Annotated in this window: 27 protein-coding genes and 1 tRNA gene; 20 read left to right on the top strand and 8 right to left on the bottom strand. The window is 70.9% G+C overall.

Features of this window, described 5'->3' with window-relative positions:
- Window positions 1–111: 111 nt before the first annotated feature.
- Window positions 112–2,880, bottom strand: coding sequence for a GNAT family N-acetyltransferase (locus tag ACFWXQ_RS22450; protein WP_383937641.1), 2,769 nt, complete (start codon window positions 2,878–2,880; stop codon window positions 112–114).
- Window positions 2,881–2,958: 78 nt separating this feature from the next.
- Between ACFWXQ_RS22450 and ACFWXQ_RS22455 the strand changes: the two genes are divergently transcribed.
- From ACFWXQ_RS22455 to ACFWXQ_RS22470, 4 genes are all read left to right on the top strand, one after another.
- Entirely contained in the window at window positions 2,959–3,687 is a 729-nt protein-coding gene (locus tag ACFWXQ_RS22455) for a siderophore-interacting protein (protein WP_359841786.1), read from the top strand.
- 94 nt (window positions 3,688–3,781) lie between these two features.
- The gene (locus tag ACFWXQ_RS22460) at window positions 3,782–4,375 is read left to right on the top strand and encodes an HhH-GPD-type base excision DNA repair protein (protein ID WP_383937639.1); all 594 of its coding nucleotides are present in this window, start codon (window positions 3,782–3,784) and stop codon (window positions 4,373–4,375) included.
- 91 nt (window positions 4,376–4,466) lie between these two features.
- Window positions 4,467–5,183, top strand: coding sequence for an HdeD family acid-resistance protein (locus ACFWXQ_RS22465; protein ID WP_383937637.1), 717 nt, complete (start codon window positions 4,467–4,469; stop codon window positions 5,181–5,183).
- 655 nt (window positions 5,184–5,838) lie between these two features.
- Window positions 5,839–5,994: a hypothetical protein gene (locus ACFWXQ_RS22470; protein ID WP_383950526.1), complete on the top strand. Its 156-nt coding sequence runs from the start codon at window positions 5,839–5,841 to the stop codon at window positions 5,992–5,994.
- 66 nt (window positions 5,995–6,060) lie between these two features.
- Here the strand turns inward: ACFWXQ_RS22470 and ACFWXQ_RS22475 are convergent, their stop codons facing one another.
- Window positions 6,061–7,668 carry a helicase HerA-like domain-containing protein gene (locus ACFWXQ_RS22475; RefSeq protein ID WP_383950523.1) on the bottom strand — a complete coding sequence of 536 codons (1,608 nt, stop codon included), beginning with the start codon at window positions 7,666–7,668 and terminating at the stop codon, window positions 6,061–6,063.
- Window positions 7,669–7,841: 173 nt separating this feature from the next.
- Between ACFWXQ_RS22475 and ACFWXQ_RS22480 the strand changes: the two genes are divergently transcribed.
- Window positions 7,842–8,138 (top strand): type II toxin-antitoxin system VapB family antitoxin, encoded by a 297-nt coding sequence (locus ACFWXQ_RS22480; RefSeq protein ID WP_003999914.1) that lies wholly within the window; start codon window positions 7,842–7,844, stop codon window positions 8,136–8,138.
- 260 nt (window positions 8,139–8,398) lie between these two features.
- Window positions 8,399–9,016 (top strand): LytR C-terminal domain-containing protein, encoded by a 618-nt coding sequence (locus ACFWXQ_RS22485; protein WP_383950535.1) that lies wholly within the window; start codon window positions 8,399–8,401, stop codon window positions 9,014–9,016.
- Between the two features lie 59 nt (window positions 9,017–9,075).
- Here the strand turns inward: ACFWXQ_RS22485 and upp are convergent, their stop codons facing one another.
- Window positions 9,076–9,711 carry a uracil phosphoribosyltransferase gene (gene upp / locus ACFWXQ_RS22490; protein WP_383950520.1) on the bottom strand — a complete coding sequence of 212 codons (636 nt, stop codon included), beginning with the start codon at window positions 9,709–9,711 and terminating at the stop codon, window positions 9,076–9,078.
- Window positions 9,712–9,854: 143 nt separating this feature from the next.
- Here upp and ACFWXQ_RS22495 point away from each other — a divergent pair, with 143 nt between their 5' ends.
- The 9 genes from ACFWXQ_RS22495 to ACFWXQ_RS22535 all read left to right on the top strand — a co-directional run bounded on the left by ACFWXQ_RS22495 (window position 9,855) and on the right by ACFWXQ_RS22535 (window position 15,424).
- Window positions 9,855–10,046, top strand: coding sequence for a hypothetical protein (locus ACFWXQ_RS22495; RefSeq protein ID WP_383950517.1), 192 nt, complete (start codon window positions 9,855–9,857; stop codon window positions 10,044–10,046).
- 370 nt (window positions 10,047–10,416) lie between these two features.
- Window positions 10,417–10,971, top strand: coding sequence for a hypothetical protein (locus ACFWXQ_RS22500; protein ID WP_383950533.1), 555 nt, complete (start codon window positions 10,417–10,419; stop codon window positions 10,969–10,971).
- Window positions 10,972–11,027: 56 nt separating this feature from the next.
- Complete coding sequence (gene tadA / locus ACFWXQ_RS22505; RefSeq protein ID WP_383950514.1) at window positions 11,028–11,459, top strand: tRNA adenosine(34) deaminase TadA; 432 nt, start codon at window positions 11,028–11,030, stop codon at window positions 11,457–11,459.
- An 81-nt stretch (window positions 11,460–11,540) separates the two neighbouring features.
- Window positions 11,541–11,625 (top strand) — tRNA-Ser (locus ACFWXQ_RS22510).
- Window positions 11,626–11,803: 178 nt separating this feature from the next.
- A complete protein-coding gene (locus ACFWXQ_RS22515) occupies window positions 11,804–11,983 on the top strand; it encodes a hypothetical protein (protein WP_055618264.1) in 180 nt (59 codons plus the stop codon).
- Between the two features lie 8 nt (window positions 11,984–11,991).
- Window positions 11,992–12,285, top strand: a complete 294-nt coding sequence (locus ACFWXQ_RS22520) for a Dabb family protein (protein ID WP_383950510.1) — start codon at window positions 11,992–11,994, stop codon at window positions 12,283–12,285.
- A 193-nt stretch (window positions 12,286–12,478) separates the two neighbouring features.
- A complete protein-coding gene (locus ACFWXQ_RS22525; protein ID WP_383950507.1) occupies window positions 12,479–13,381 on the top strand; it encodes an RNA polymerase sigma factor SigF in 903 nt (300 codons plus the stop codon).
- A 244-nt stretch (window positions 13,382–13,625) separates the two neighbouring features.
- Window positions 13,626–14,525: an RNA polymerase sigma factor SigF gene (locus ACFWXQ_RS22530; protein WP_055618261.1), complete on the top strand. Its 900-nt coding sequence runs from the start codon at window positions 13,626–13,628 to the stop codon at window positions 14,523–14,525.
- A gap of 116 nt (window positions 14,526–14,641) precedes the next feature.
- On the top strand, window positions 14,642–15,424 hold the full coding sequence (locus ACFWXQ_RS22535) for a hypothetical protein (protein ID WP_383950503.1): 783 nt from the start codon (window positions 14,642–14,644) through the stop codon (window positions 15,422–15,424).
- A 21-nt stretch (window positions 15,425–15,445) separates the two neighbouring features.
- Here the strand turns inward: ACFWXQ_RS22535 and ACFWXQ_RS22540 are convergent, their stop codons facing one another.
- Window positions 15,446–15,637, bottom strand: coding sequence for a hypothetical protein (locus tag ACFWXQ_RS22540; protein ID WP_307522933.1), 192 nt, complete (start codon window positions 15,635–15,637; stop codon window positions 15,446–15,448).
- Window positions 15,638–16,371: 734 nt separating this feature from the next.
- On the opposite strand from ACFWXQ_RS22540, the gene ACFWXQ_RS22545 reads away from it, so the two are divergent.
- The 3 genes from ACFWXQ_RS22545 (at window position 16,372) to ACFWXQ_RS22555 (ending at window position 20,452) form a co-directional block, all read left to right on the top strand.
- Window positions 16,372–16,875, top strand: a complete 504-nt coding sequence (locus tag ACFWXQ_RS22545) for a MarR family winged helix-turn-helix transcriptional regulator (RefSeq protein WP_383950500.1) — start codon at window positions 16,372–16,374, stop codon at window positions 16,873–16,875.
- Window positions 16,876–16,898: 23 nt separating this feature from the next.
- Window positions 16,899–19,514 (top strand): MFS transporter, encoded by a 2,616-nt coding sequence (locus ACFWXQ_RS22550; protein ID WP_383950497.1) that lies wholly within the window; start codon window positions 16,899–16,901, stop codon window positions 19,512–19,514.
- Between the two features lie 113 nt (window positions 19,515–19,627).
- On the top strand, window positions 19,628–20,452 hold the full coding sequence (locus ACFWXQ_RS22555; RefSeq protein ID WP_383950494.1) for a YceI family protein: 825 nt from the start codon (window positions 19,628–19,630) through the stop codon (window positions 20,450–20,452).
- Here the strand turns inward: ACFWXQ_RS22555 and ACFWXQ_RS22560 are convergent.
- Window positions 20,438–21,277 carry a GAF and ANTAR domain-containing protein gene (locus tag ACFWXQ_RS22560; RefSeq protein WP_383950492.1) on the bottom strand — a complete coding sequence of 280 codons (840 nt, stop codon included), beginning with the start codon at window positions 21,275–21,277 and terminating at the stop codon, window positions 20,438–20,440. The genes ACFWXQ_RS22555 and ACFWXQ_RS22560 overlap by 15 nt on opposite strands.
- 28 nt (window positions 21,278–21,305) lie before the next feature.
- The gene (locus ACFWXQ_RS22565) at window positions 21,306–22,028 is read right to left on the bottom strand and encodes a GAF and ANTAR domain-containing protein (protein ID WP_383950489.1); all 723 of its coding nucleotides are present in this window, start codon (window positions 22,026–22,028) and stop codon (window positions 21,306–21,308) included.
- Between the two features lie 240 nt (window positions 22,029–22,268).
- Between ACFWXQ_RS22565 and ACFWXQ_RS22570 the strand changes: the two genes are divergently transcribed.
- Both ACFWXQ_RS22570 and ACFWXQ_RS22575 read left to right on the top strand, forming a co-directional pair.
- Window positions 22,269–22,613 carry an STAS domain-containing protein gene (locus ACFWXQ_RS22570; RefSeq protein WP_383950486.1) on the top strand — a complete coding sequence of 115 codons (345 nt, stop codon included), beginning with the start codon at window positions 22,269–22,271 and terminating at the stop codon, window positions 22,611–22,613.
- 61 nt (window positions 22,614–22,674) lie between these two features.
- Window positions 22,675–23,145: a PPOX class F420-dependent oxidoreductase gene (locus ACFWXQ_RS22575; RefSeq protein WP_383950483.1), complete on the top strand. Its 471-nt coding sequence runs from the start codon at window positions 22,675–22,677 to the stop codon at window positions 23,143–23,145.
- A gap of 262 nt (window positions 23,146–23,407) precedes the next feature.
- Here ACFWXQ_RS22575 and ACFWXQ_RS22580 read toward each other — a convergent pair whose 3' ends face one another.
- Together ACFWXQ_RS22580 and ACFWXQ_RS22585 are read right to left on the bottom strand one after the other, a co-directional pair.
- Window positions 23,408–24,190, bottom strand: coding sequence for a TetR/AcrR family transcriptional regulator (locus ACFWXQ_RS22580; RefSeq protein ID WP_383950480.1), 783 nt, complete (start codon window positions 24,188–24,190; stop codon window positions 23,408–23,410).
- A gap of 81 nt (window positions 24,191–24,271) precedes the next feature.
- Entirely contained in the window at window positions 24,272–25,813 is a 1,542-nt protein-coding gene (locus ACFWXQ_RS22585) for an MFS transporter (RefSeq protein ID WP_383950477.1), read from the bottom strand.
- Window positions 25,814–25,982 lie beyond the last annotated feature (169 nt).

A 25,982-nucleotide genomic window follows, 5' to 3' on the forward strand; every position in this document is an offset into this window, starting at 1 on the left:
TCATGGACCACCTACCGACCATGCCCCAAAGGGAGTTGGCGATGCGCCAACCGGACCGCGACGCGCGGAACAGCGAGCGCCGCCCCGGGGCGGTCGTCGCTCCCTTCGTCCCTAAAAACCCGCGGCTTCCCTTGTCAGGAACGCCAGTTGGGCCTTCTTCTCCGGCAGGTGCACCTCCGGCAGGTCAATCTCCGGGAGCACGACCGGTGGACCGAGTACGAAGCCCTGGCGGGTCAGGCGGGCGATCGCCTTCTCGTTGCGGGTGTCGGGCTCGACCACGACCCGGCGCCTGCCGAGGACGCCCAGCACGTACACGGTGAACGCGGTCAGCAGCGCCGAGCTGTACCCCGGCCGCTCGTCGCCCTCGCCGGCGGGCGCGATCAGCAGATGGACGCCGATGTCGCCGGGCTCCACCTCGTAGCACTCGCTGACCCGGTCGGCCTCCGGCTCGTACGTCTGGAAGAGCGCGGCCGGCCTGCCGTCCAGGACGGCCAGGAAGGCGTGGTGGGTGTCGAGGGAGTCGAGATGCCGGTACGTCTCCAGCACCTGCTCCCTGCCGAAGCCGCCCATGCCCCAGAACCGGGCGCGTTCGGCCGTCACCCAGGTGTGGAGCACGTCCAGGTCGGCGTCCGGGTCCACGCGCAGGACGCGGACCGTGCCGAGACCTTCGACGACCTGCTCGTGAAGGGCCTCACGGCTCGCTGCGTACGGCGCGGTTGTCATCGTTCTGTCCTTCGTCAGCTTGGTCCAGTCGGTCACGACGGGGGCGAGATCTCCCCTGACCCACAAGGGGAGTTGATCGCGGTGGTGGGGTGAGTCCGGGTCGCCCGAGGCACCGAACGGCACCACCCAGAGGCTGTTCTCGCGCCTGGCGACATCCCACACATAGCGGGCGGCGGGGCCGCGCGCGGCCCGGTCGGTGAGCCCCGGCACGGCGGAGGTGCACAGCACGCAGTCGTGGTCGCCGGAGAGCCCGGGTTCCCTCTCGTCGTACGAGGGGTCCGGCAACGCCCGCCAGGGAGCGAGGCGATGGGTGTCGCCCCAGGTGCCCTTCGGCGGGTCTCCGGCGACCTCCTCCACGGCCGCCCTGACGACCTCGGCACGGTCGATCCCGTACAACTCCTCGGCCCTGAGCAGGCTTTCGAGGGCGAAGGCGACTCGGGGGACGAGTGCGAGCCAGGGGCGGAAGACCTCGGGGTACAGCGGGGGTTCGGTGAGGCGGGCCAGGGCGGGGTGGGCCGCGAGGCGGCGTACGACCGCGCTCCGGACCGCCGCGTAGGTGGCCGCCTCCGTGCTGTCGGCGGTCATGTGGCGGTCCCAGTGGAGGAGCCGGTCGCGCAGGGAGACGGCCTCGGGGGTGAGGGCATCGAGGGCGGCGAGGTGGTCCAACAGCGGTGCTGCGGAGGCGAGATGGGTGTCCATGTGGAGGGCGGCCATGTCGCCGGCGGACCAGTCCCGCCGGGTGTCGAGGAGTGCGCGCAGCCGGGTGGCCCGGTGCGGCGGGGCGAACTCGACGCCGAGCGGGGTTGCCGGGCCGCGCTGGTTCGCCATCACCGCGATGCCGTCGTCGACCGTGCCGCGCGGCATGGGGGCGTACCAGCCGCGCCAATCGTGCCCGGGCTCCCAGGCGTTGACGATCCGTGTGCGGTTGTCCTCGCTCCGGACCGGGACCCTGCCCGCGACCCGGTGCAGCAGGCCGCCCTCGGTGTCGGCGGCCTGGACGACGTTGACGGGTTCGGCCCAGTCGTCGAACGCGCGGTCCACGTCGGCGACCCGGCGGGCGCGGAGGAGGGGGAGGAGCGAGGAGAAGCCGAGGTCTTCGGTGACGCGGGGCGGGTGGCGGAGGCTGAGAGGAGCGGTCGAGGCGTCGCCGCCGCGGTCCGTGTCGCCGCCACCGTCCAGGTCTCCGTCGCCGTACGGGTCGGTGTCGCCGTTGATGACCACCGGGCCGCGGTCGGTCTCGATCACCTCGACCTCGACGGGGTCGCCGTCGGCCACCTCGATGATCTCGATGTGGCGGGAGGCGGGGTGCCACGCCCCGTCCGGGCCGAGGGCCTCCACCCGGTCGCCGCCACCAACGCCGTCTCCACGGCCGTCTCCGGCTCCGGTCCGGCGGAGACGCTCGCGGTACAGGTCCTGGTAGTCGGCCATCGCGTTGGTGATCGCCCAGGCGACCGTGCCGGTGTGGCCGAAGTGGGCGATGCCCGGGACGCCCGGTACGGCGAGGCCGATGACGTCGAACTCCGGGCAGGACAGGCGGATCTGCTGGTAGACGCCGGGGGCCTCGATATAGCGGTGGGGGTCGCCCGCGATGACCGGACCACCGGTGGCGGTGCGCTCGCCGGTGACCAGCCAGCCGTTGCTGCCGGAGGTGCCGGGCCCGTCGGTGGCGAAGAGGCCGACCGCGTCCGGACCGAGATGGCGTACGACCTCCTCGCGCCACAGCTTGGCCGGGAACCCGGCGAAGAGGATGTGCGTGGCGAGCCAGACGCCGAGCGGGGTCCAGGGCTCCCAGCGGCCGGGGGCGAGGCCGACGCTCGCGAACTCGGGGGCGCGGCGGGCGCCTTCGGGCAGGCCCTGGTTGACCCCGTCGACGTACGCCCGGACCCAGGCGGCCGTCTCGGGGTCCCGTCTCTCCAGGGCGGTGAAGCAGCGTCTCGCCGTGTCGTCGAGCCGGGCCTGTCTCGCGAAGCGGTCCCAGCCGAGCGCGTCCGGGCCGAGGAACGCGGCCGAGGTGCCGCGCGCCCGGTGCCGTTCGACCTCCAGCTGCCAGGCGCGGTCGTGGGCGGTGGCCAGGCCCTGGGCGTGGGCGAGTTCGCGGGCGTCGTCGGCGCGCAGATGTGGGACACCCCAGGCATCTCGGTAGATCTCGACAGTCACCCTGTGTCTCCCATGTGGTTTAGGTTAGGCTCACCTAAGTGAGGTGCGCCGGAATCGTACGTGAAGGGTGAAGAAGTCATGGGGCAGGGTCACGGCTGGGAGGGCGCGGTCCTCAAACTGTTCCGGGGCAAGGACTTCGTGTTCACGGTCACGGGCGCGGAGGACGTCACCGAGCACTACCGCCGGGTGCGCCTCACCGACGGCGGCATGCTCGCGGCGACCGGGGTGCACCCGACGATGTGGGTGCGGCTGTGGTTCGACAACGCGGGCAAGCCGCACCAGCGGGCGTACACACTCGTGGATCCCGATCCGGCCGCGGGGACCTTCAGCCTGGAGTTCGCGCTGCACGAGGGGTGCGCGAGCGACTGGGCGCGGGCGGCGAAGCCGGGGGACACCATCGAGGCGACGGTCCAGGGCACGGGCTTCACCGACCCGGACCCGGCCCCGTCCCACGTGCTGGCGATCGGCGACACGGCCTCCCTCCCCGCCCTCAACTCCCTCCTGGGCGCAGTGGGTTCGGCGCCCACGACGATCTGGTTCGAGTCGGCGGAGGGGCTGGACGGCCTGCCGCTCCAGACGGATCCCGACCGCCACGACGTCCGTACGGTCCCCCGGCTCGACAAGGGCGCGCACCTGGTGGCCCAGGTGAAGGAGGCTGTGCCGGACCTTCTGAAGGACGCGGCCGACCCGTACGTCTGGATCGCCTGCGACACGGCGACGACCCGGGCGCTGGCCGCCTACTTCCGCAAGGAGCTGGCGCTGCCGAAACAGCGGGTGAACGCGCTGGGGTACTGGCGCGCGGCCTGAGCGGCCACTTGGCACCCCCTTGCGATGACGCGCGGCCCCGAGCACTCACTTGCGATGACGCGCGGTCCGAGCGCTCACTTGCGATGATCGGAGCATGGACGCCACGCTTCATCTAGCCCAGCAGCCCGAGGCCGACGCACTGCTCGGCCGCAGCCCGCTCGCCGCGCTCGTCGGCATGCTCCTCGACCAGCAGGTTCCGATGGAGTGGGCCTTCGCGGGCCCGTACACGATCGCGCAGCGCCTGGGCGCGGACGATCTCGACGCGCACGAGATCGCGGCGCACGACCCCGAGGCCTTCGCGGCGCTGCTGTCCGAGAAGCCGGCCGTGCACCGCTATCCGGGCTCGATGGCCAAGCGGATCCAGCAGCTGTGCCAGTACCTCGTGGAGCACTACGAAGGGGACGCGGCGAAGGTCTGGGAGGGCGTGAAATCCGGCGAGGAACTCCTGCGCCGTCTCAAGGAGCTGCCCGGCTTCGGCGCCCAGAAGGCGCAGATCTTCCTCGCCCTGCTGGGCAAGCAGCTCGGCGTGCGCCCGAAGGGCTGGCGCGAGGCGGCCGGTGCGTACGGCGAGGACAAGTCCTTCCGCTCGGTCGCCGACATCACGGGACCGGAGTCGCTGGTGAAGGTACGGGCGCACAAGCAGGAGATGAAGGCGGCGGCCAAGGCGGCGAAGGCCTCCGGCAAGTAGGAAGGGGACGCCCCCCGCCCGGCCGGGGGAGGGGTCAGTCGGTCGGCCGTCCCGGGTGGCGGGGTGCCGGACGCCGGTCCGAGCATGGAGCATGGCCGAGGTACCGAGCGGAGCGCCCTGGGGGTCGGACGACGACCGGCGGGTCCACGCGGCCCGCGACCCGCACCGGCCGGAGAGGCCCGGCGGTCCCGGAGGGCTCAGCGGGCTCGGTGGACCCGGAGGGCCCGGCGGACTTGGTCGCCCCGGAGGACCCGAGCACCCCCTCTTCCTCCTCACGCGCGCCGCCTGGCAGGCCGTACTGGCCGCCGGGATCGCGACCTTGGCGCTCGGCGTCGTGATCCTGGTGTGGCCCGAGGCGACGCTGTTCGCGGCGGGGGTGCTCTTCGGGCTCTACCTGCTCCTCAGCGGCGTACTCCAACTGGTCTCCGCCTTCGGTACGCACGCGGCGACCTCTCTGCGGGTCATGGCCTTCATCAGCGGTGCGCTGTCGATCCTGCTCGGGCTGTTCTGCTTCCGCGGGGCGATGCAGTCGATCCTGCTGCTCGCGCTGTGGATCGGCATCGGCTGGCTGTTCCGGGGCGTGACACAGACCCTGGCCGCAGTGTCCGACCCGTCCGTCCCCGCCCGCGGCTGGCAGCTCCTCCTCGGCGTCCTCAGCTTCCTCGCCGGCGTCGTCCTGATCGTCTCCCCCTTCGAGTCGGTCGCCGTCCTCACGGCGGTCGGCGGCTGCTGGCTCCTCGCCCTCGGCCTCACGGAGATCATCACGGCGGTGCGGTTGCGTAGGGCCGGGCCCTCAGCGGTTCGTTGAACGGTGCGGGTGCGGTGGGGGCTGGTCGCGCAGTTCCCCGCGCCCCCAAAGACAAAAGCAGGGGCGCAGCCCCGCTTTCGGGGGCGCGGGGAACTGCGCGAGCAACCACGACGAGCCCGCAGCCAACGAACCACCCCCGAACAGTCCAGCCCGCCGCAGGCGACCACGTACGCCAAGAGGGCGGTTCTCGGGACGCGGCCGATGAACCACCCACCCGTCCCGGGGACATGACCACTCATGACCCCCGACCGGTTCCCCCCACGGCACGAGCGCCGGAACCGTCGGCCCACCTGGCCACGGTTCCTCATGGCACTCGCCGCGCTGCTGTGCGCGACATGCACGGTGAGTGCCGTGGGCGCCCACACCGGCCCCCGCACCGCACCACCCCCCGCCGTCTCCACCGAGTCCGGCCTGGAACACCCCCACGACCTCCTGGACACAGCCCTACGCGCACCCGCCCGCCAGGGCCACCGCCCCGTACCCCGGCGCCCCGCGCGCCCCCCGGCCCCCGCACACCCGCGCCCGCGCCCGCACACCCACCCCGTGCATCCTCCGTACGCCCCCACCCCGCGCACCCAGCGCTGCATGGTCCTCCGCTGCTGACGGTCCCGCTCCGGACCGCACACCCTCCCCCCAGCAGCACGAGAGGACCCTCATGTCGAAGGACCCGTACGCGATCCTGCGTGCCCTCGTACGCGCCGAATCCCTCCGCAACGCCCCGAAGCCGACACCGCCGCGTGACACCCACCAGGTCACCCCGGAACCCGCTCCGGAGCAGCAGTCCCCGCCGAAGGACCACGAGCGCGACTGAGCCGCCCGCCCGGGGAGGCGGACCTGCTGCCGCCTCCCCGTACCCTCCCCGTACCCTCCGCGCCGGCTACCGCCTGCGCCGAGCCGTTCCGAAGACCGACCGGGTGATCTCGCGGCCGATCTGCGTACCCAGACTGCGGGCCAGCGACTTGAAGACACCACTGCCGACGACCTGCTCGACGACGGAGGGGTCCTGTTCGTCGCCCTTCCGCCCACGGCCCCGCGAAGGAGCAGACGGAGCAGGACTTGAGGAAGCCGAGGAGGCCGCGGCCTCCCCCTCCCGCGCCGTCAGCTTCTCGTACGCCGACTCCCGGTCGACCGCCTCCGCGTACCGCCCGTACAGCGGTGACGCCTGGACCGCCCGGTCGAGTACGGCCGGATCGACAGGACCCATCAGGGACTCCGGCGCCCGCAGCCGTGTCGCCGCGACCGGCGTCGGCGCGCCCTTCTCGCTGAGGACGGTGACCACGGCCTCGCCGGTGCCGAGCGCGGTGAGGACCTCCTCCAGGTCGTACGGGGAGTTGGGGAAGGTCTTCACCGTGGCCCTGAGGGCCTTCTGGTCGTCGGGCGTGAAGGCGCGCAGCGCGTGCTGCACCCGGTTGCCGAGCTGGGCGAGGACATCCCCGGGCACGTCCTTGGGCGTCTGTGTGACGAAGAAGACGCCGACCCCTTTCGAGCGAATCAGCCGGACGGTCTGGGTGATGGCGTCCAGGAAGGCCTTCGACGCGTCGTTGAACAAGAGATGCGCCTCGTCGAAGAAGAAGACGAGCTTGGGCTTGTCCACGTCACCGACCTCCGGCAGGTCGTGGAAGAGGTCGGCCAGCAGCCACATCAGGAACGTGGAGAAGAGCTGCGGTTTGTCCTGCACGGCGGGCAGCTCCAGAACGGAGACCGTGCCCCGCCCGTCCCCCGCCACGCGCGACAGCTCGCTCGTGTCGAACTCCGGCTCCCCGAAGAACGGGCTCATCCCCTGCGCCTCGAACGCGGTCAGCGAGCGCAGGATCACCCCGGCCGTGGCCGTGGAGAGCCCCCCGATGCCCTTGAGCTCGGACTTCCCCTCGTCGGAGGTCAGGAAGGTCACCACGGCCCTCAGATCCTTCAGGTCGACCAGCTCCAGGCCCTTCTGGTCGGCGTAGTGGAAGATCAGGCCGAGCGACTGCTCCTGGGTCTGGTTGAGCTGGAGCACCTTGGACAGCAGGACCGGCCCGAAGCTGGTGACCGTCGCGCGTACGGGGATGCCGTGGCCCATGCCCCCGAGGGCGTAGAACTCGCACGGGAACCCGGCCGGCGTCCACTCCTGCCGGACCTCCCCGGCCCGCGCCCGCACCTTGTCGTTCTCCTGCCCCGGCGCCGAGATCCCGGAGACGTCACCCTTCACATCGGCGAGGAACACCGGCACGCCCTGCGCGGACAGCTGCTCCGCGACGAGCTGCAGGGTCTTCGTCTTGCCGGTACCGGTGGCCCCGGCGACCAGCCCGTGCCGGTTGAGCATCGGCAGCGGGATCCGGATCTGTACGTCCGGCAGGCACCGCCCGTCCCACAGCAGGGCGCCCAGATCCAGCGCGGGGCCCGTGAAGGCGTACCCGGAGGCGATTTCGAGGACCGGCTGCGGAAGCGCGGGAGCACCGCTCACGCCTTCGGGTGCCTTTGCCGGCGGCGCTTCGCTGTCAGTCATTTCAGACCCCTGTTCCCGGTTTGCCCAAGGCTGTCCTCGGCCCGCATCAGAACCGATCTTGAAAGGGTGATCTAGGAGAATTACCGGTTTGCCCCTATTTACGGCGTCATTTCCAGCGTCGCACTCCGCCACCATGGCTGCGCCCGGAAGCTCTTGACCGGTAGGCTTTCCGTGTGATCTTCAAGCGCATCGGAAACGGCCGGCCGTACCCCGACCACGGCCGGGAAAGCACCCGGCAGTGGGCGGACGTCGCGCCACGCCCGGTCCGCCTCGACCAACTGGTGACGACCAAGGGCCAGCTCGACCTGGAAACCCTGCTCGCCGAGGACTCCACGTTCTACGGCGACCTCTTCGCGCACGTCGTGAAGTGGCAGGGCGACCTCTACCTCGAAGACGGCCTCCACCGAGCCGTCCGAGCCGCCCTCCAACAACGCCAGGTCCTCCACGCCCGAGTCCTGGAACTGGACTGACCCGGGCCCCGTAAGGGGCGCGGGGAACTGCGCGCTCGGCCACGGACGGCCCGCACCGACCGTCCTACGGGTGCACCCACCCACCCAGGGGCGCGGGGAACTGCGCGACCAGCCCCCACCGCCCCGCAGCCAAAAACGCGCCCCCCGCGGAGCGAATTGGCCCTTTCGGGTTGGACTGACCCCCGGTCAATGATCATCTAGTAGGCATCACCGCCCAGGCGCACTACGCTGCGCCCATGAGCATGCTGACTCCCCCTGGCATGGGCGGCCAGTACAAGATCACGGGGGACAAGTACCCGCGGATGCGCAGAAACCGAGGGCGCCGCAGAATCGCGCTCGCGGTCACCGCCTCCGTCGCCGCGCTCGGACTGATCGGCTGGGGAACGCTGCAGCTCATCGACGTCTTCACAGGCGGCGGCGACGAGGCTTCCGCGGCAGGTCCCGCCGCCGACTGCACGGCATCCCCCACGCCCTCCGCAAGCCCGGTCAAAGCCCTCCCCAAGCCCGGCCAGATCACTGTGAACGTCTTCAACGCCACCCCCCGCGGCGGCCTCGCCAAGGACACCGCCGACGAGCTGAAGAAACGCGGCTTCAAGATCGGCGACGTCGGCAACGCGACGAAGACGTACGACAAGAAGGTCAAGGGCGCCGGAATAGTCCTCGGTGCCAAGGCGGCCTCCGAATCCGCGCTCCCCGTCCTGGCGACGCAGCTCACCGGCGCCGAGCTGAAGACCGACACCCGCGCCAAGCCCGCGGAGGTCGACCTGATCCTCGGCACGGCCTTCAAGTCCCTGACGAAGAAAGAGGACGCCGACAAGGCCCTGACCACATTGGCCAAGCCCGCACCGACGCCCTCGGCGACGAAGAAGAGCTGCTAGCAGGCCTCGTACGGGCCCGTGCCCTGCATGAGCCCGGGCCCGGCCCTGACCCCTGCCCGCTACTCGGCCGCGCCGTACATCCGGTCGCCCGCGTCGCCCAGGCCCGGGACGATGTAGCCGTGCTCGTTCAGGCGCTCGTCGATCGACGCGGTCACGACCGTGACGGGCGTGCCGGCCAGCTCGCGCTCCATGACCTCGACGCCCTCGGGGGCGGCGAGGAGGACCACGGCCGTCACATCGTCGGCGCCGCGCTTCATGAGCTCCTGGATCGCCGCGACCAGCGTGCCGCCGGTGGCGAGCATCGGGTCGAGGACGTACACCTGGCGGCCGGAGAGATCCTCCGGCATCCGGGTCGCGTACGTGGACGCCTGGAGCGTCTCCTCGTCGCGGATCATGCCCAGGAAGCCCACCTCGGCGGTCGGCAGCAGCCGCACCATGCCGTCGAGCATGCCGAGGCCGGCCCGCAGGATCGGTACGACGAGGGGGCGCGGGTGGGACAACTTGACGCCCGTGGTCGGGGACACCGGGGTCACGATGTCGACCTGCTCGGTGCGCACGTCCCGGGTGGCCTCGTAGGCGAGCAGGGTGACCAGCTCGTCGGCGAGCCGCCGGAAGGTCGGGGAATCGGTGCGACGGTCGCGCAGCGTGGTGAGCTTGTGAGCGACCAGAGGGTGGTCGACGACGTGAAGACGCATGCCCACAAGGGTATCCGGGCGCCCGCCGCCCGCCCCTCGCCCGCCACCGACTCGTCCGAGACCCCCTCGTGCCGTTAAACCCCGGCTGGCATCAAACCGCCCGTCGGAGGGAAAGTGGGAAGGACCGACTGGGGGTGTTGCCCATGTCCGACCCGGAGCAGCCAAGCCGTGAGGTCCGCGAGGACCCGGTGAGCGAAGCCGCGCGACGAAGGCGCCGCGCCCAGTTCCTGCGGGAGCTCACGGAGGCGCGCGAGCTGCGCGACCGGGTGCAGCCCCGGCGGGCCAAGACGGCCCGGCTGCGCCACGCCATGCGTATGCGCACATTCCGCTGGTAGGCCACGGGCGGCCACGCCCGCGCAGGTCCCGCCGCGGCGCGGGCGGAGCGCCCGCCCCCGGGACCGCCCGCCGGCGACCCGCCCGGCGATCACTCGGGAAGCCGCGTGCGAAGCGGAGGCCGTGTCGGCGTACGATCCCGCTGTCGGTGGGTGCTGGGCGCCCAGGTGAGGCCGTACGGCGGCGTGACGCACGCGACATGGGAACGGGCGCTGAGACGCGACCGGGACACAGCGAGCCGAAGACCTCTCCTGAACGCTCTGTTTCTGCCACGATTCCGAGTGGGCGGGGCTCGGCACACGCGCTCCCCGCCCACAGCCTCCGCCGGGGGGACCCCCAACCGGCACGCCTATGACCAGTGGGAGAGTCACGGTGTACTTCGCCGCACTGCTCGCGCGCACCGAAGACGGGTGGGAAGCGAGCGACACAGAGCTCGACGATGTGGAGACCCTGTCGGATCTGACCGACCTGGCCCGCGAAGCCTCGGTCGACGACGACACGGTGCTCGTCTTCATCGAGCAGGAGGACGCGTGGTTCGGAGTCGTCCGCGTGGACGGCGAGGAGGACCCTCGCATCTACGTCTCGGACGCCGCGGCCGCTGCCCGCAGTTCGTACGGCGAGATCCTGCTCACGGACGAACTGCTCGGAAGGGATCCCGGCGACGACGATGTCGCCGACCTGGACTCCCTCGACCTCGACGGCACGGAGGACGGTGAACCCGACAGCGAGGCCGACGACGACGATGAGGACGACGTCGGCACGACCGCCAAGGGTGAGGCCGTGCCGTCCGGACCCATCGGAGACCGCGAGGTCCTCACGGACCTCGGCGTGAACGAGAAGGAGCTGCTGGCCCTGGACAGCACCGACGCGCTCGGTGAGATCGCCGAGGTGCTCGGCGCGGCGGAGGTCCTGGAGACCGTCCGCTGACTCCGCCGAGCGCTCAGAACGAACAGGACCCCGTACGCGACCGCTGGCGGACGGCGATGCGGCTCGCCCTGGACGAGGCCGGGTCGGCCGTCCGGGGCGGGGACGTCCCCGTCGGCGCCGTCGTGCTGTCCCCGGACGGCACGACGGTCCTCGCCGCCGGCCACAACGAACGTGAGGCGACCGGCGATCCGACCGCCCACGCCGAGGTGCTCGCGATCCGGCGGGCCGCCGCGAAGCTCGGAGAGTGGCGGCTCACCGGCTGCACGCTCGTCGTGACCCTCGAACCCTGCACGATGTGCGCGGGCGCGCTCGTGCAGTCCCGCGTGGACCGCGTGGTCTACGGCGCCCGCGACGAGAAGGCGGGCGCGGCCGGCTCCCTCTGGGACGTCGTACGCGACCGGCGGCTCAACCACCGGCCCGAAGTGATCGCCGGCGTGCTCGACGAGGAGTGCGCCCGGCTGCTCACCGACTTCTTCCGCGACCGCTGATCCGGGCGCCCGCCCAGCTGCCCGGCCGGCGGTCGAATACCGATTTCGGAGCACGGCCCAACGTGGGCTAGGATCTCTCTCGGTAGCGTGTCCGAGCGGCCGAAGGAGCTCGCCTCGAAAGCGAGTGTGGCGCAAGTCACCGAGGGTTCAAATCCCTCCGCTACCGCTTCTGAAGGGCCCCGTCGAAAGACGGGGCCCTTCGTGCGTTCCGGACTCGCACAACACTCGGCATGGTTTGAAAGATCGTCATATCAACTGTCCGGGTTACACTCACCGCCGGCACCAGGGGTCCCAACAGGCGCAGCCGACAACACAGCAGGCAGCAGGCACACGGGGAGGCCGCGATGGCGGTGAATTCGAAGAAGATCGCCGTCTACGTCCTCATCGTCTTCGCGCTGTACGTGATCATCACCGACCCCGCCAAGGCCGCCGACTACGTCCAGATAGGGTTCGAGGGCATTTCGAATGCCGCTCAGGCCGTCGGGGACTTCATGACGTGGATCGCCGACGGGGCCAAGAACTAGGAGTGCCCGTGATCCGCCACCTGGTCCTGCTCAAGCTCAACGAAGGTGTCGAGCGCGACGACCCGCGCGTCGTCGCGGGCGTCACCGCCTTCCGCGCTCTCGGCGGGCAGATCCCCGAACTGAAGTTCTGGGAGTGCGAGTGGAACATCACCGACCGGCCGATCGCGTACGACTTCGCGATCAACTCGGCGGTCGAGGACACGGACGCGCTCAAGCGGTACATCGAGCACCCGGCGCACCAGGCGGGCGTCGCGCTGTGGCGGGAGTTCGCCACGTGGGTGATCGCCGACTACGAGTTCTGAAGCGCGCCCGGCGCACGCCCCCGGCCCCTCGCCTGAACGGCGGGGGGCCGTTTCGCGTCCCCGGCCCCGCTCGGGAACCCGCCGGACACCCTCCCCGGGCCCCAACTGACGCTCAACACGGAGTTATGCGGTGCTTGCACACAGTGCACATGTCTTGTGATGCTATGACCGCTTTTGACGGATGAGTTGACGGATGTTGACCGACCCAGAGGTGGAGTTGACCGTGCCGGCCAGTACTGCGCCTCAAGCACCGCCCCATGAGCCCCCGGCTCCACCCTCGGCCCCAGCCCAGGAGCGCCTTCCCGACACCCCGGAGGAAGGCCCGCAGCGCCGCCGCGGGGCCGACACCCGGGCCCTGACCCAGGTGCTCTTCGGCGAGCTCAAGAACCTTGAGCCGGGCACCTCCGAACACGGCCGGGTGCGGGCCGCGCTGATCGAGGCGAACCTCCCGCTGGTGCGGTACGCCGCCGCCCGGTTCCGGTCGCGCAACGAGCCCATGGAGGACGTCGTCCAGGTCGGCACCATCGGCCTGATCAACGCCATCGACCGCTTCGACCCCGACCGGGGCGTGCAGTTCCCGACCTTCGCGATGCCCACCGTGGTCGGCGAGATCAAGCGGTACTTCCGCGACAACGTCCGCACGGTCCACGTACCGCGCCGGCTGCACGAGCTGTGGGTCCAGGTGAACAGCGCGACCGAGGACCTCACGACGGCCTTCGGGCGCACGCCCACGACCGGCGAGATCGCCGAGCGGCTGCGGATCACCGAGGACGAGGTCCTGGCCTGCATCGAGGCCGGACGCTCGTACCACGCGACCTCGCTGGAGGCCGCCCAGGAGGGCGACGGGCTGCCGGGGCTCCTGGACCGGCTCGGCTACGAGGACCCCGCGCTCGACGGCGTCGAACACCGCGACCTCGTACGGCACCTGCTCGTCCAGCTCCCCGAGCGGGAGCAGCGGATCCTTCTCCTGCGCTACTACAGCAATCTGACCCAGTCACAGATCAGTGCCGAGCTGGGCGTTTCGCAGATGCATGTGTCAAGACTGCTCGCCCGCAGCTTTGCCAGACTGCGATCCGCAAACAGGATCGAGGCGTAACCCGCAGGAGCGAATCGCCCTCAAGGCCTTTTCGCGACTTTTCTGCGTCGAAAAACCACCAGACCCCCCTTTTCCAGGGCCTATTCACCCCTCCTGTGTCGACATGTCACTACAGCGTGTTGCCGACATGTGACATTCTTCCGCTGACGCGTTTGCCGCAGCCCCACCTCCGGTATTCAGGTGGAGGCTGCGTTCCTTCGACGGGAGCGTCCGCCGCGACCGTCCGCGACCCAAAGGGGGTGGCATGTCCGCAGACCAGGGCAGCTCGAAGGTGCTCACGCTCACGAAGAGCGAACCCGCGCCCGACGCGCTTCACAGTGTCGTTGCCGATGTTCCGGCCGTCCCGGCCGTGGAAGCCCCGGCCTTTCCCCCGACCTCGGAAGCCATCGACACCCGCACCCTGTCCCGCTCCCTGTTCCTGCGGCTCGCCGCACTCGACGAGAACAGCCCCGAGCGTGCCTACGTACGGGACACGCTCATCGAGCTCAACCTCCCGCTGGTGCGTTACGCCGCCGCCCGTTTCCGGTCGCGCAACGAGCCGATGGAGGACATCGTCCAGGTCGGCACGATCGGCCTGATCAAGGCGATCGACCGCTTCGACTGCGAACGCGGGGTCGAGTTCCCGACGTTCGCGATGCCGACGGTCGTGGGCGAGATCAAGCGGTTCTTCCGGGACACCTCGTGGTCGGTGCGGGTGCCGCGCCGCCTCCAGGAGCTGCGGCTGGCCCTCACCAAGGCCAGTGACGAGCTCTCCCAGAAGCTGGACCGCTCGCCGACCGTGGCCGAACTCGCCACCGTCCTCGGCGTGTCCGAGGAGGACGTGGTCGACGGCCTCGCGGTCGGCAACGCGTACACCGCGTCGTCGCTCGACTCGCCGGCCCCCGAGGACGACGGCGGCGAAGGCTCCCTCGCGGACCGCCTCGGCTACGAGGACACGGCGCTGGAGGGCGTCGAGTACCGCGAGTCCCTGAAGCCCCTGCTCGCCAAACTCCCGCCCCGCGAGCGGCGGATCATCATGCTCCGCTTCTTCGCGAACATGACGCAGTCGCAGATCGGCGAGGAGGTCGGCATCTCGCAGATGCACGTCTCCCGACTGCTCACGCGGACGCTGTCACAGCTGCGGGAAGGCCTGATCTCCGACTGAGGGCCGGGCGGTGGGGTCTCCGACTGACGCCGGGGCCGGGGCCGGGGCCGAGAGGTCTCCGACCAGGATCCCCACCGAGGGTTCATAATTGACGACCCGTCAGCCACACTGGCGCGATGCGCCGACGGATGGGTCACGAGTCGATTCGCGGTCGCCGAGGTGCCCTTGGGGGCGCCTCGGCGATTGTCGTCTGCCTGGGTACGGTCCTCGCCGCCTGCGGGACCGGCGGCGGCAGCGAGGGGTACGTCGCCGTGCAGCGCCCCGCGTCGTCCGGCGAGGCGGTGGGGCCCACCGGGGATGTGGAGTTGGTGCCGTTGGAGGGGGCCGGGGTGTCCGAAGGGGCGATGGGCAACGGTAGTTCGGAGTCTCCGGGCAGCGAGAGCGCGGACGCTGGCGGCTCGGCCGCGTCCGGGCCGGTCTCCGCGTCGGGGTCCGGCGGCGGCGGTCGTGCGACTCCGTCGTCGGGTGGGGGCGACTCGGGTTCCGGCTCCGGCTCCGACTCCGGTTCCGCGGGCGGGAGTTCCGGTACGGGAGCACCGAGCGGCGGGGGCGCGGAGAGTCCCGCGAGCCCGTCGAATCCCGCGAAGCCCGGGCCCGCCGTGCTCTACATCGGCGCCCCCGAGCGGGAGCCCGCCGACAAGCGCTGGTGCGAGAAGGTCACCGTCGGGTTCCACAACACCGGGGGCACCGCGGTGCGTTCGGGCACGGTGACCTTCGGGACGCACATCATCGGGGCGCTCGGGATCGACTGGGCGACCGTCGAGTCGGCCGAGAAGCTTCCCGCGCCGATCGCTCCGGGCGCGCGGGAAGAGAAGACCTGGACGGTGTGCGTCGACGCGTGGCGCGTACCGCTGGGTATGCACGTCGAGACGCGGGACGTGTCCGTCCGGTGGGAGTAGGGCGCCTTGCGGCGCCGTCGCCTACTTGAGCGCGAGCCAGGCGACGACGGCCACGACCGCGACGGCCACGATCACGCCGACGATCAGGCCGATGCGGGGGCCGGCGGGGGCCGCCTGCTGCTGGCTGCTCTGCGGGTCGTCGACGAACGCTCGGAACATCTGGGTGCTACCCGCGGGGTCGTAGTTGCCCTCGGGGCCCTGGGTGTTTGCCATGGGCCTGGACTCTAGGTGGCACCTCGGGTGAACGTCCACCCGGGTCCCCCCGGGGGCTGCCCGCCGCCGTCCTCTGCGGGCCCACTGTGGCTGGTCGCGCAGTTCCCCGCGCCCCTGGGTGGGTGGGGGTGGTTCGTTGACCGCGGGCCGGTGGGGGCTGGTCGCGCAGTTCCCCGCGCCCCTAAAAGCATCGGTGGCTGAGGAGCGTTCGCCACGTGCCGGACCGTCGTGGTTGCTCGCGCCGTTCCCCGCGCCCCTAAAAGCACCGGTGGCCGAGGACCGTTCGCCACGTGCCCGTCCGTCGTGGTTGCTCGCGCCGTTCCCCGCGCCCCTAAAAAGACTGCGCCGGTCCCCGCGCCCCTTGCGGGGACCGGATGGTCTCCCTCCCGGAGGGGTCGTGGCGGGATGTGTGGCCGCAGCTTACGAGGACAACCGTTTGCGGTCACCGTGCCGCGGCTGTGGTTCACGGCGGCCGCTGCGGACGCGCATCCCGGCGCGGCCCCGCACCCCGCAGACGAGCCGGAACCCCCACCCACCCAGGGGCGCGGGGAACTGCGCGACCAGCCCCCACCCACCCGCAGACAAACACGAACCCCCCAAGCCACCCCACCTGCAAGTTTACGTTCGCCAATACTTGCCTTTGCCAAGGTTTTAGGCCACCAGCCCCCATTTCATTTGCCTGCAGCAACCAACGGTTCTTATGGTTGCCTGAAGCAACAAACCAGGGAGGTGCGATGGCTGCTCGACGTCAGTACGAGGAGCTGGCCCGGCAACTCAGTGCCATCGGCGCTGTGAAGCGCGGCCTCGGCCGAGTCCTCCCGCACGAGTGCCCCGCCGGCTCCGCCGCCGTACTCACCCTGCTGGACCGGCACGGCGAGATGCGGATGAGCCGCCTCGCGGAGCTGCTCGCCATCGACATGTCGGTGACGAGCCGCCACGTGGCACACGTGGCGGACCGCGGCTGGATCGACCGATCCCCCGACCCCGCCGACAAACGCTCACGCATCCTGCGGCTCACCCCCGCCGGGCAGGACATGCTCGCCGAACTCTCCGAGCGCTATATGAACGCGCTCGTCCACTACCTGGCGGACTGGTCGGACGACGAGGTCGACCAGCTCAACACCCTGCTCGCCCGCCTGCGCACCAGCTTCGGCGACTGCAGGCCCGTACCGGCGGTACCCCCCGTACCACCCCCACCAACCCCCCTCGTCGAGCAGACAACCCGTACACCCGTATGACGCATCACAAGAAAAGGAAGCCCATGGCAACGACCACACCAACCGGTGTGCGGGGCTCACACGCCAAGCACGGAGGTGCCACAGGCGCCGCCGACGGCGCTCCGATGACGCACCGGCAGATCATGGAGGCCCTCTCCGGACTGCTGCTCGGCATGTTCGTCGCGATCCTGTCGTCGACGATCGTCACCAACGCCCTGCCCGAGATCATCGGCGACCTGGGCGGCGGCCAGTCCGCCTACACCTGGGTCGTCACCGCCGCCCTGCTGTCGATGACCGCCGCGACACCCCTGTGGGGCAAGCTCGCCGACCTGTACAGCAAGAAGGCGCTCGTCCAGATAGCCCTCGTCATCTACGTCCTGGGATCGGCCGCCGCGGGCCTGTCGCAGAACCCCGGCATGCTGATCGCCTGCCGCGTGGTGCAGGGCATCGGCGTGGGCGGTCTGTCCGCCCTCGCGCAGATCGTGATGGCGGCGATGATCTCCCCGCGCGAGCGCGGCCGGTACTCCGGCTACCTCGGCGCCACGTTCGCAGTCGCGACCGTCGGCGGCCCGCTGCTCGGCGGTGTCATCACCGACACCAGCTGGCTCGGCTGGCGCTGGTGCTTCTACGTCGGTGTGCCGTTCGCGGTCATCGCGTTGATCGTGCTGCAGAAGACTCTGCACCTGCCCGTCGTGAAGCGGGACGTGAAGGTCGACTGGGGCGGCGCGTTCCTGATCTCCGCCGCGGTCTCGCTGCTGCTGGTCTGGGTCACCTTCGCGGGTGACAAGTACGAGTGGGTGTCGTGGCAGACGTACGCGATGGTCGGTGGTGCCGTCGCCCTGGGGCTGCTGTTCGTGCTCGTCGAGTCGAAGGCCAAGGAGCCGATCATCCCGCTGCGGCTCTTCCGCAACCGGACCATCACCCTCTCCTCTCTCGCCTCGCTCTTCGTGGGCGTCGCGATGTTCTCCGGCACGGTCTTCTTCAGCCAGTACTTCCAGCTGGCGCGGGACAAGTCCCCGACCATGTCGGGTGTCATGACGATCCCCATGATCGGTGGCCTGTTCATCTCCTCCACCGTCTCCGGGCAGATCATCACCAAGACGGGCAAGTGGAAGGTCTGGCTGGTCAGCGGCGGTGTCCTGATCACCGCGGGGCTCGGTCTGCTGGGAACCATCCGGTACGACACGGACTACTGGCGGGTGGCCGTCTTCATGGCACTGCTGGGTCTCGGCATCGGCATGATGATGCAGAACCTGGTGCTGTCCACGCAGAACCAGGTGGCGCCGCAGGACCTCGGCTCGGCCAGCTCCACGGTGACCTTCTTCCGCTCCCTCGGCGGCGCGATCGGCGTCTCCGCGCTGGGTGCGGTGATGGCCAACCGGATCACCGACTACGTCAAGGACGGCCTGGCCGGCCTCGACCCGAAGGACGCGGCCGCGGCGGCCGGTTCGAGCACCGGCGGCAGCATCCCGGACATGGACGCACTGCCCGCGCCGCTGCGCACGGTCATGGAGAGCGCGTACGGGCACGGCATCGCGGACGTCTTCCTGATCGCGGGCGCGCTGGCGCTGCTCGCCTTCCTCGTCACCCTGTTCATCAAGGAGGTCCCGCTGCGTACGTCGGGTGCTCTGGCCCAGGCCGCCGAGGCCCAGCCGGACGTCACGGCCGTAGCCGAAGCCACCCCCGCCACCCCCACCGCGACCGCCATCCCCGCCGCGACCGTCTCGACCGAATCCGACGAGCGCGTCCCGAGCTGGGCCGTCGCGGACACCGGAACCGGTAACGGAACCGACAACGGAACCGGCGCCGAGTCAGGGGCCGGACCCCAGGGCGCCCAGCGCCTCGCGGCCGTCGCCACCGTGGCGGCCGGGGCCGGCGGCGCCTCCGGCAACGGCTCGGGCGGGGTCGCGGTGCGCGGATACGTCCGCGGTGCCGAGAGCGCGCCCGTCCCCCGGGCCGCCGTCACGCTGATCTCCCTCGCGGGCCGTCAGCTGGGCCGCTCGGTCGCGCAGGCCGACGGCGCCTACGCGGTGGACGCGCCCGGCACGGGTTCGTACGTGCTGATCGCCTCCGCGGACGGGTTCCAGCCGCAGGCCTCGACGGTCGTCGTGAACGGTGAGCCGCTCGCGTACGACATCCTGCTGAGCGGTACGAGCGGGCTGTCCGGCACGGTGAAGGCCGCCGAGGGCGGGCAGCCGGTCGTGGGCGCGATGGTCATCGTGACCGATGTGCGCGGCGATGTGCTGGCCACCGGGACCACCGGTGAGCAGGGCGAGTTCGCCTTCGCCGAGCTGGTGCCGGGCGCCGTGACCGTCGCGGTGAACGCCGCCGGGCACCGGCCGCGGGCCCTGCCCGTCGAGGTCGGCGGCACCGGGGTCACCCGGATCGAGGTCGCGCTCACCTCGGGCGCACAGCTCCAGGGCGTCGTGCGGGCACCCGGCGGACCGCTGGGCGACGCCCGGGTCACGCTCGTCGACGCGGCGGGCAACGTGGTCGGCACCGCCACCACCGGGGCCGACGGGGCGTACGCCTTCGCCGACCTGGACAGCGGCGAGTACACGGTCATCGCGACCGGCTACCCGCCGGTGGCCACGGCGCTGACCGTGAACGGCGGCGGCGTGGACGGCCACGACATCGAACTCGCCCACCCCGGCGAGTAGTCGAGAACCGGCTGCGAACCAGTTGAGGACCAGTTGAGGACCCCGGCCCGTGGCGCGTGCTCCAAGCGGAGGCACGTCCCACGGGCCGGTTTCATTACGAGAGGTTGCTTGCCATGGGACTGACCGCGCGGATCCGTACGAGGGACGGCTGGGCCGTGTCGCACGCGGTCGTCACGGTGACCGACGGGACGGGCACGCAGGTGGTGCGCGCCGAGGCGGACGAGGAGGGCGGCGTACGGGATGCGACCGAGCTCGCGCCGGGGGCGTACACCGTGATCGTCACGGCCGTCGGGTACGCGCCCGCCGCGTCCAGCGCGATCGTGACGGCGAGCGGCCGGGCCGCGATCGGCACCGTGACGCTGGCCCGGCAGGGCGGCACCGAACTGCCGCCGCCCGGCCCCTGGACCGTCGATCCGGCCCACTCCTCCGTGGGCGCGGTCGCCCAGCACCTGGGGATCTCCAGCGTGCACGGGCGGTTCAGGGAGTTCGCGGGCTCGATCGACATCGCGCCGGACGAGGTGGCCAAGTCCCGGGTGGAGGCGGTGATCTCCGCAGCCTCCATCGACACGGGCAACGCCCTGCGCGACGGTCACCTGAAGTCCCCGGACTTCCTCGACGTCGAGCGCCACCCACGGATCACGTACGTCTCGACGGGCCTGACCCCGGCCACCGGGACCGACCGCTGGACGGTCCACGGCGAGCTGACCATGCACGGGGTCGTACGGCCGGTCGACCTGGACCTGGCCTACCTGGGCACGGGCGCCGACCCCTGGGGCGGCACGCGCGCGGCCTTCCGCGCCACCACCGAACTGCGCCGCGAGGACTTCGCGATGAACTACAACCAGGTGCTCCAGGCGGGCATCGCGGCGGTCGGTACGACGCTGAAGGTGGAGCTGGACATCCAGGCGGTGCAGGGCGGGACGCTACCGTCGCTGTGACGCCCGGCGGCCCGGGGCACCGCCGTTCCCCTGCGACGCTCCGCCCGAAGCCCCGTCCGTGGTCCGTGCCACCAAGTCGCCGCACAGGTCACGGAGTTTGATGTTCGCGTCCTGGGAGACGCGGCGCAGGGTGTCGAGTGCCGTCTGGGCGGTGCAGCGCTCCTGGGCCATGAGGATGCCGATCGCCTGGTCGATCACGCTGCGCGAGAGCAGCGCCGTACGGACGTCTCCCGCCGACGCCCGCTCGCGCTCGATGCGCAGGGCGGCGTTGATCGCGCCCGAGGCGTTCGCCGCGAAGGCCCTGGCCTCCTCCCGGCTCCCGTGGAAGGCGCCCTCCGTCGGGGCGTAGAGATTGAGGGCGGCATCGGCCTCGCCGTCGACCGCGAGCGGCACGGCCAGCACCGAGCGGACTCCTTTGGAGAGGGCGTACGCGGCGTACGTGGGCCAGCGGTCCTCCTCGGACAGGTCGGGCGCGTGCTGCTCCGCGTCCCAGTCCGCCGCCCGGACGCAGGGCCCGTCGCCGTTCTCGTACTGGCGCTGGTCGAGCCCGCTGGGCAGTCCGCCGGTGCCCGCCACCGTCAGCAGCCGCCCGTCGCGGCGCACGGTGATGCTGCACGCCTCGGCGCCCGCCACGGCGAGCACCGCACGGTCCGTGAGATCGCGCAGGAGTGTGTCGAGGCCACCGGTGCCGGCCAGCGCCTGGTGCAGCGTGGCGGACTCGGGGGCGGTGGCACGCGGCTGCCGCTCGTCGTGCTGGTCGGGATCATCACGATGGTCGGGATCATCACGATGATCACGATGGTCGGGATCGGCGGGGAATCTCATGCGGATCGGGTATCCCGTCGGTGCCCGGTCACTCGCTGCTCCTGGCGTCGACGATCCGTCTGGCCAGGTCACGGAGCTTCACGTTCTCCCGCTGGGAGGTCCGTACGAGGCTGTCGAAGGCCTCCGCCGCGTCGATGTCGAGGCGTTCCATGAGGATGCCGGTGGCCTGGCCGATCAGGTCCCGGGTGCGCATGGCCTCGGTGAGCTGTTCGCGGGCGGTCGCCGAGTCGAACGCGATGCTGACGTGCGCGGTGAACAGCCGGCCGATCCGGGTGGCCGAGTCGTCGAAGGCCCGCGGCTTGGTCCCGTACAGCGTGAGGACGGTGAGCCGCTGGCGTTCGGCGCGCAGCCGGAGCGAGAGGACCGAGCGCAGTCCGAGGTCGGAGAGGGCGGGTTCGCCGTCGTCGCCGGACGCGCTGTCCTCGATACGGGCGACCGGGGAGGTCCACAGCCGGGTCCAGTGCTGATGGTCCTCGCCCGAGGCCAGGGCCTCGGCGGAGCGGACGATCTCGTCGGTCCAGGCGAGGGTCTGGCGGTGGGCCTTGCGCTCGATGACGGAGATACCGGCGTGCTCGGCGCCGGGGAGGATGTGCACGGCGAGCCGGACGGCGGTGCGCAGGGTGCTGCGGGGACTGGACGTCTCGTGCAGTTGCTGAGCCGCGACCGTCAGTGTCTCGGCCAGCTCAAGACCCCCGGGAAAACGGGGCAATTCGGAAAACTCAGACGCAGCCACCACGAACCTCTTCGGCATGCACGGCGCCGGATCCCGTCGTCGGATCGACGACAGACCCCGGCGCTGTGCGCAGGAGAGCTCCGCAGCACATTCCCGACTGCGAGCACAGGACGAAGAGCCACTTTAGCTGCTCTGTTGGGGTGAGGGCGCGGCTCTTCGTACGTACTTCCGATCTCGCCCGCACGCGTGGTGCAATGGGCGGGCGGGTCAGGAAGCGGCCTCATCGGAATCCGGACGAACGTCTGCCAGGTGAGTGCGATGACCTTCTTCCCGAACCCCTATGACCTGCCTGAATGCACACTGCTCGGGTTTCCTTCGGAGATCGACCTGAGCAACGCCGATGTCGTCCTCGTCGGCGCCCTCGACGTCGTGGACGCCAGGACGGACCGGCTGCGGCTGCTGGTCCTGGACCTGACCCATACACACTTCATGGATTCCCAGGGCGTCCGCGTGATCGCGGGCCTCCGCGTCCGGCTGCCCCGGCCCGCCCAGCTGCGCGTGGCGGCACGGGCGGACGGGGTGGCGAGCCGCGTCCTGGAGCTGACGGGAATGCGCCGGGACGTGCCGGTGTACGACAACCTCGCGGAGGCGATCGGGTCCTAGGCCGGGTCCTGGGTCGCGTCCTGAACCGCGTCCCGGGCCTGGCGAGTTCTAGGCTGGGGGCATGGCATCGAACATCGCGACGAACACGTCCGTCTCCCTCGACGATCTGCTGGACTTCGTACGCCCCCGCCACCGCGCCATCCTGCTGACGCGCAGGTCGGACGGCGGTCCCCAGGGTTCCCCGTTGACCTGCGGGGTGGACGACTCGGGCCGCATCGTCGTCTCGACCTACCCGGAGCGCGCCAAGACCCGCAACGCCAAGCGCGACGACCGCGTCAGCCTCATCGTCCTGAGCGACGAGTGGAACGGCCCCTGGGTCCAGATCGACGGCACGGCCGAGGTGATCGACTCCCCCGACTCCGTCGAGCCCCTCGTCGAGTACTACCGCAACATCGCGGGCGAACACCCCGACTGGAACGAGTACCGAGAGGCCATGCTCAAGCAGGCCAAGTCCATCATCAGGATCACCCCGGAAAGGTGGAGCCCAGTAGCAACGGGAGGCTTCCCGGCAAGGCTGGCTCCGCAGGAGTAGGGACCTGGCGGGGGCGCACCCCTTCTTCTTTCAGGGGCGCGGGGAACGGCGCTGTCTTCAGGGGCGCGGGGAACTGCGCAATCTTTGGGGGCACGTAGAACTGCGGCACCTTTCGGGCAGGGGGCACCGCACGCTTCCTAGGGGCGCGGGGAACTGCGCAATCTTTTAGGGGCGCGGGGAACTGCGCGACCAGCCCCCACCGGACCCGCACCCACCCACAACCCGCATCCCACCACCCGCACCCACGAACGACCCGCCCCACTCACACCCCCCGCCCTTCCCCCCGCACCACCGACTCGATCCCCGTGATCACCAGATCAAGCGCGAAGTGAAAGTCCCGCTCGTACATCTCCTCGACCGTGCTGCCCCCACGAGCCCGCATGATCTCCTTGGACTCCTGGAGAACGTCGTCGAGTTCAGGAGCCTGCCGGATCGTGCTCAGGGCCTGCTGGAAGTACTCGTCCGGACTCAGCCCCGCAGCAGCGGACCGCAGTGTGAAATGCCCCTCGATCGTGCCGAAGCCGTACACGAACTGGAAGACGGCGGAGATGGCCCCGGTCAGCCGGTGCGTGGGCAGCCCGGTCCTGCGGATCACCTGCTGCACGGTCCGCGAGAAGGCGACCGACCTGGGCCCGATGTTGAGGAACGTCCCGGCGAGCGGCGACACCCACGGATGCCGGACGAGCAGCGCCCGGTACCCGACAGCCAGCGCCCGGAGCTGGTCGCGCCAGTCCTCGCCCGACTCCGGGTCCGGCAGCTCCAGTTCGCCGAACACCGCGTCGAGGGCGAGCTCGAGAAGATCGTCCTTGGTGTCCACGTACCAGTAGACGGACATCGCGGTCACGTTCAGCTCGGCGGCCAGCCGGCGCATGGAGAACTTGGCGAGCCCCTCCGCGTCGAGCAGCCGTACCGTGACCTCGGTGATCCGGTCCCGGTCGAGCGACGACGGCTGCCCGCCCCGGGCACCGCCGCCCCGCGGAGCCTTGCCCTCCAGCCAGACGCTGGTCCGCGCCGGACGCTTGGCCCGGTCGGCTGCCCTCACCATGGCGCACCTTCCTCGGAACTCTTACGGAGGGGCGCCCCGGAATACCGAGGTCCGCCCCCTCTCTCTGATGCTAAGCGGGCGTCAGGCCGCCATCGTCACCGCGGAGTCCGAGTCTGCCCGCTCCGCCCGCCGGAGCAACGCCGCGGCCAGCAGCCCACCGAGGAGCACGGCGACCGCGCCCACCAACTGGCTCGTCTCCAGACCTGAGGAGAACGCGTCCGTGATCCGCGCTCGCTCGTCCGCCGACTCCGCGGAGGCCAGCGCCGCCGGCAACGAGGCCGCCGCGACCGAAACCAGCGCGGCGAAGCGGGAGTTGAGAACCGCACCGAGCACCGCCACGCCGAGGCCGACGCCGAATTCGGCGAGCGTGCCGTTGACGCCCGCGCCCACGCCCGCCTTCTCCGGGGGAATCGCACTCATGATGGCGTTGGCCATGGCGGGCATGGCGACCGCGATGCCCGCGCCCATGACGACCAGGCCCAGCAGCATGCCGCCGTAGCCGCCCTCCGTGCCGCCGCCGAACAGGGCTATGGCGGCCAGGCCCGCCGACAGCATCGTCATACCGAGGGCGATGGTGGCCGGCGTACCCAGCTTGGCGACGATCCGGGCGCCCACACCGGTGAGGTTGAGGGCCACCACGGACAGAGCCATCGGGGCGATGCGCAGGCCCGCCTCCAACGGCTCGTAGCCGAGGACGAACTGGAGGTGCTGGGTGAGCAGGAAGAGTGAACCGCCCATGCCGAAGGCGACCAGGATCGCGCCGGCGACGGCACCGATGAAGCGCTGGTTGCGGAAGAAGTGCATGTCCAGCATGGGGTGCTCGATGCTCAGCTCCCATCGGACGAAGGCCGCGAGGACGGCGACGCCGACCGCACCCGACCCCAGGACCTGGAGAGACGTCCAGCCGTGCTCGGGGCCGGAGATGATCGCGTAGACGACCGCGGCCATGCCGATCGTGGAGAGCACCGCGCCGAGGAGGTCCGGGCGGTCTCCCTGCGGGTTCTTGGACTCGGGGACCAGCTTGAGCACGGCCACCAGGGCGAGGGCGGCCACGGGGATGTTGATCAGGAAGATCGCGCCCCACCAGAAGTGTTCGAGCATGACGCCGCCGAGCAGCGGGCCCGCCGCGAAGCCGAGCGAGTTGACCGTCGACCAGAGGCCGATCGCCTTGACCCGTTCGGTGTCGTCGAAGATCTGCACGACGACGGCGAGGGTCGTGGTCATGAGCAGCGCGCCGCCGACGCCCATGCCCGCGCGGGCCGCGATGAGCTGGGTCGAGCTCTGGGCGAGCCCCGCGGTGAGCGACCCGACGCCGAAGAGGACGAGGCCGGTGGCGAGCATCTTCTTGCGGCCGTAGCGGTCGGCCGCGCTGCCGGCGGTGAGCAGCAGGCCCGACTGGACCAGGGAGTACGCGTTGATCATCCACTGGATGTCCGCCGTGGACGCGTCCAACTCCTCGGTGAGGGAGGGGATCGCGACGTTGAGGACGGTGTTGTCGAGCAGCACGGTGAGCGTGGCGAGCAGGATCACACCGAGGATCAGCCAGCGCTGGGGATGGGCTTGGCTTTGGCTCAGGCTTTGACTCAGGCCTTGGCTTGGGCTCTCGCCCTGCGAGGTTGACATGCCATACACCGTAGAACAACTCCCATACGCCGTACAACACAAAAAGAGAGGGGTGGGGGGGGGGGGGGCGGGGGCGCCCCCCCCCCCCCCCACCCCCCCCCCCCCCACCCCCCCCCACCGGACCGAGACGTCCACCGCCTGCTGGAGCAGGAGGGGGAAGTCAACAACC

It is taken from the genome of Streptomyces sp. NPDC058697 (assembly GCF_042715345.1).
GTDB lineage: Bacteria > Actinomycetota > Actinomycetes > Streptomycetales > Streptomycetaceae > Streptomyces > Streptomyces liliifuscus.

Bases quoted from the DNA above. Each gene is read 5' to 3' on its own strand.
- ACFWXQ_RS22455 (WP_359841786.1), top strand. From the start codon at position 2,959: ATGGGGCAGGGTCACGGCTGGGAGGGCGCGGTCCTCAAACTGTTCCGG.
- ACFWXQ_RS22460 (WP_383937639.1), top strand. From the start codon at position 3,782: ATGGACGCCACGCTTCATCTAGCCCAGCAGCCCGAGGCCGACGCACTG.
- ACFWXQ_RS22465 (WP_383937637.1), top strand. From the start codon at position 4,467: ATGGCCGAGGTACCGAGCGGAGCGCCCTGGGGGTCGGACGACGACCGG.
- ACFWXQ_RS22470 (WP_383950526.1), top strand. From the start codon at position 5,839: ATGTCGAAGGACCCGTACGCGATCCTGCGTGCCCTCGTACGCGCCGAA.
- ACFWXQ_RS22475 (WP_383950523.1), bottom strand. From the start codon at position 7,668: ATGACTGACAGCGAAGCGCCGCCGGCAAAGGCACCCGAAGGCGTGAGC.
- ACFWXQ_RS22485 (WP_383950535.1), top strand. From the start codon at position 8,399: ATGGGCGGCCAGTACAAGATCACGGGGGACAAGTACCCGCGGATGCGC.
- upp (WP_383950520.1), bottom strand. From the start codon at position 9,711: ATGCGTCTTCACGTCGTCGACCACCCTCTGGTCGCTCACAAGCTCACC.
- ACFWXQ_RS22495 (WP_383950517.1), top strand. From the start codon at position 9,855: ATGTCCGACCCGGAGCAGCCAAGCCGTGAGGTCCGCGAGGACCCGGTG.
- tadA (WP_383950514.1), top strand. From the start codon at position 11,028: ATGCGGCTCGCCCTGGACGAGGCCGGGTCGGCCGTCCGGGGCGGGGAC.
- ACFWXQ_RS22515 (WP_055618264.1), top strand. From the start codon at position 11,804: ATGGCGGTGAATTCGAAGAAGATCGCCGTCTACGTCCTCATCGTCTTC.
- ACFWXQ_RS22525 (WP_383950507.1), top strand. From the start codon at position 12,479: ATGTTGACCGACCCAGAGGTGGAGTTGACCGTGCCGGCCAGTACTGCG.
- ACFWXQ_RS22530 (WP_055618261.1), top strand. From the start codon at position 13,626: ATGTCCGCAGACCAGGGCAGCTCGAAGGTGCTCACGCTCACGAAGAGC.
- ACFWXQ_RS22535 (WP_383950503.1), top strand. From the start codon at position 14,642: ATGCGCCGACGGATGGGTCACGAGTCGATTCGCGGTCGCCGAGGTGCC.
- ACFWXQ_RS22540 (WP_307522933.1), bottom strand. From the start codon at position 15,637: ATGGCAAACACCCAGGGCCCCGAGGGCAACTACGACCCCGCGGGTAGC.
- ACFWXQ_RS22545 (WP_383950500.1), top strand. From the start codon at position 16,372: ATGGCTGCTCGACGTCAGTACGAGGAGCTGGCCCGGCAACTCAGTGCC.
- ACFWXQ_RS22550 (WP_383950497.1), top strand. From the start codon at position 16,899: ATGGCAACGACCACACCAACCGGTGTGCGGGGCTCACACGCCAAGCAC.
- ACFWXQ_RS22555 (WP_383950494.1), top strand. From the start codon at position 19,628: ATGGGACTGACCGCGCGGATCCGTACGAGGGACGGCTGGGCCGTGTCG.
- ACFWXQ_RS22560 (WP_383950492.1), bottom strand. From the start codon at position 21,277: ATGAGATTCCCCGCCGATCCCGACCATCGTGATCATCGTGATGATCCC.
- ACFWXQ_RS22565 (WP_383950489.1), bottom strand. From the start codon at position 22,028: ATGCCGAAGAGGTTCGTGGTGGCTGCGTCTGAGTTTTCCGAATTGCCC.
- ACFWXQ_RS22570 (WP_383950486.1), top strand. From the start codon at position 22,269: ATGACCTTCTTCCCGAACCCCTATGACCTGCCTGAATGCACACTGCTC.
- ACFWXQ_RS22575 (WP_383950483.1), top strand. From the start codon at position 22,675: ATGGCATCGAACATCGCGACGAACACGTCCGTCTCCCTCGACGATCTG.
- ACFWXQ_RS22580 (WP_383950480.1), bottom strand. From the start codon at position 24,190: ATGGTGAGGGCAGCCGACCGGGCCAAGCGTCCGGCGCGGACCAGCGTC.
- ACFWXQ_RS22585 (WP_383950477.1), bottom strand. From the start codon at position 25,813: ATGTCAACCTCGCAGGGCGAGAGCCCAAGCCAAGGCCTGAGTCAAAGC.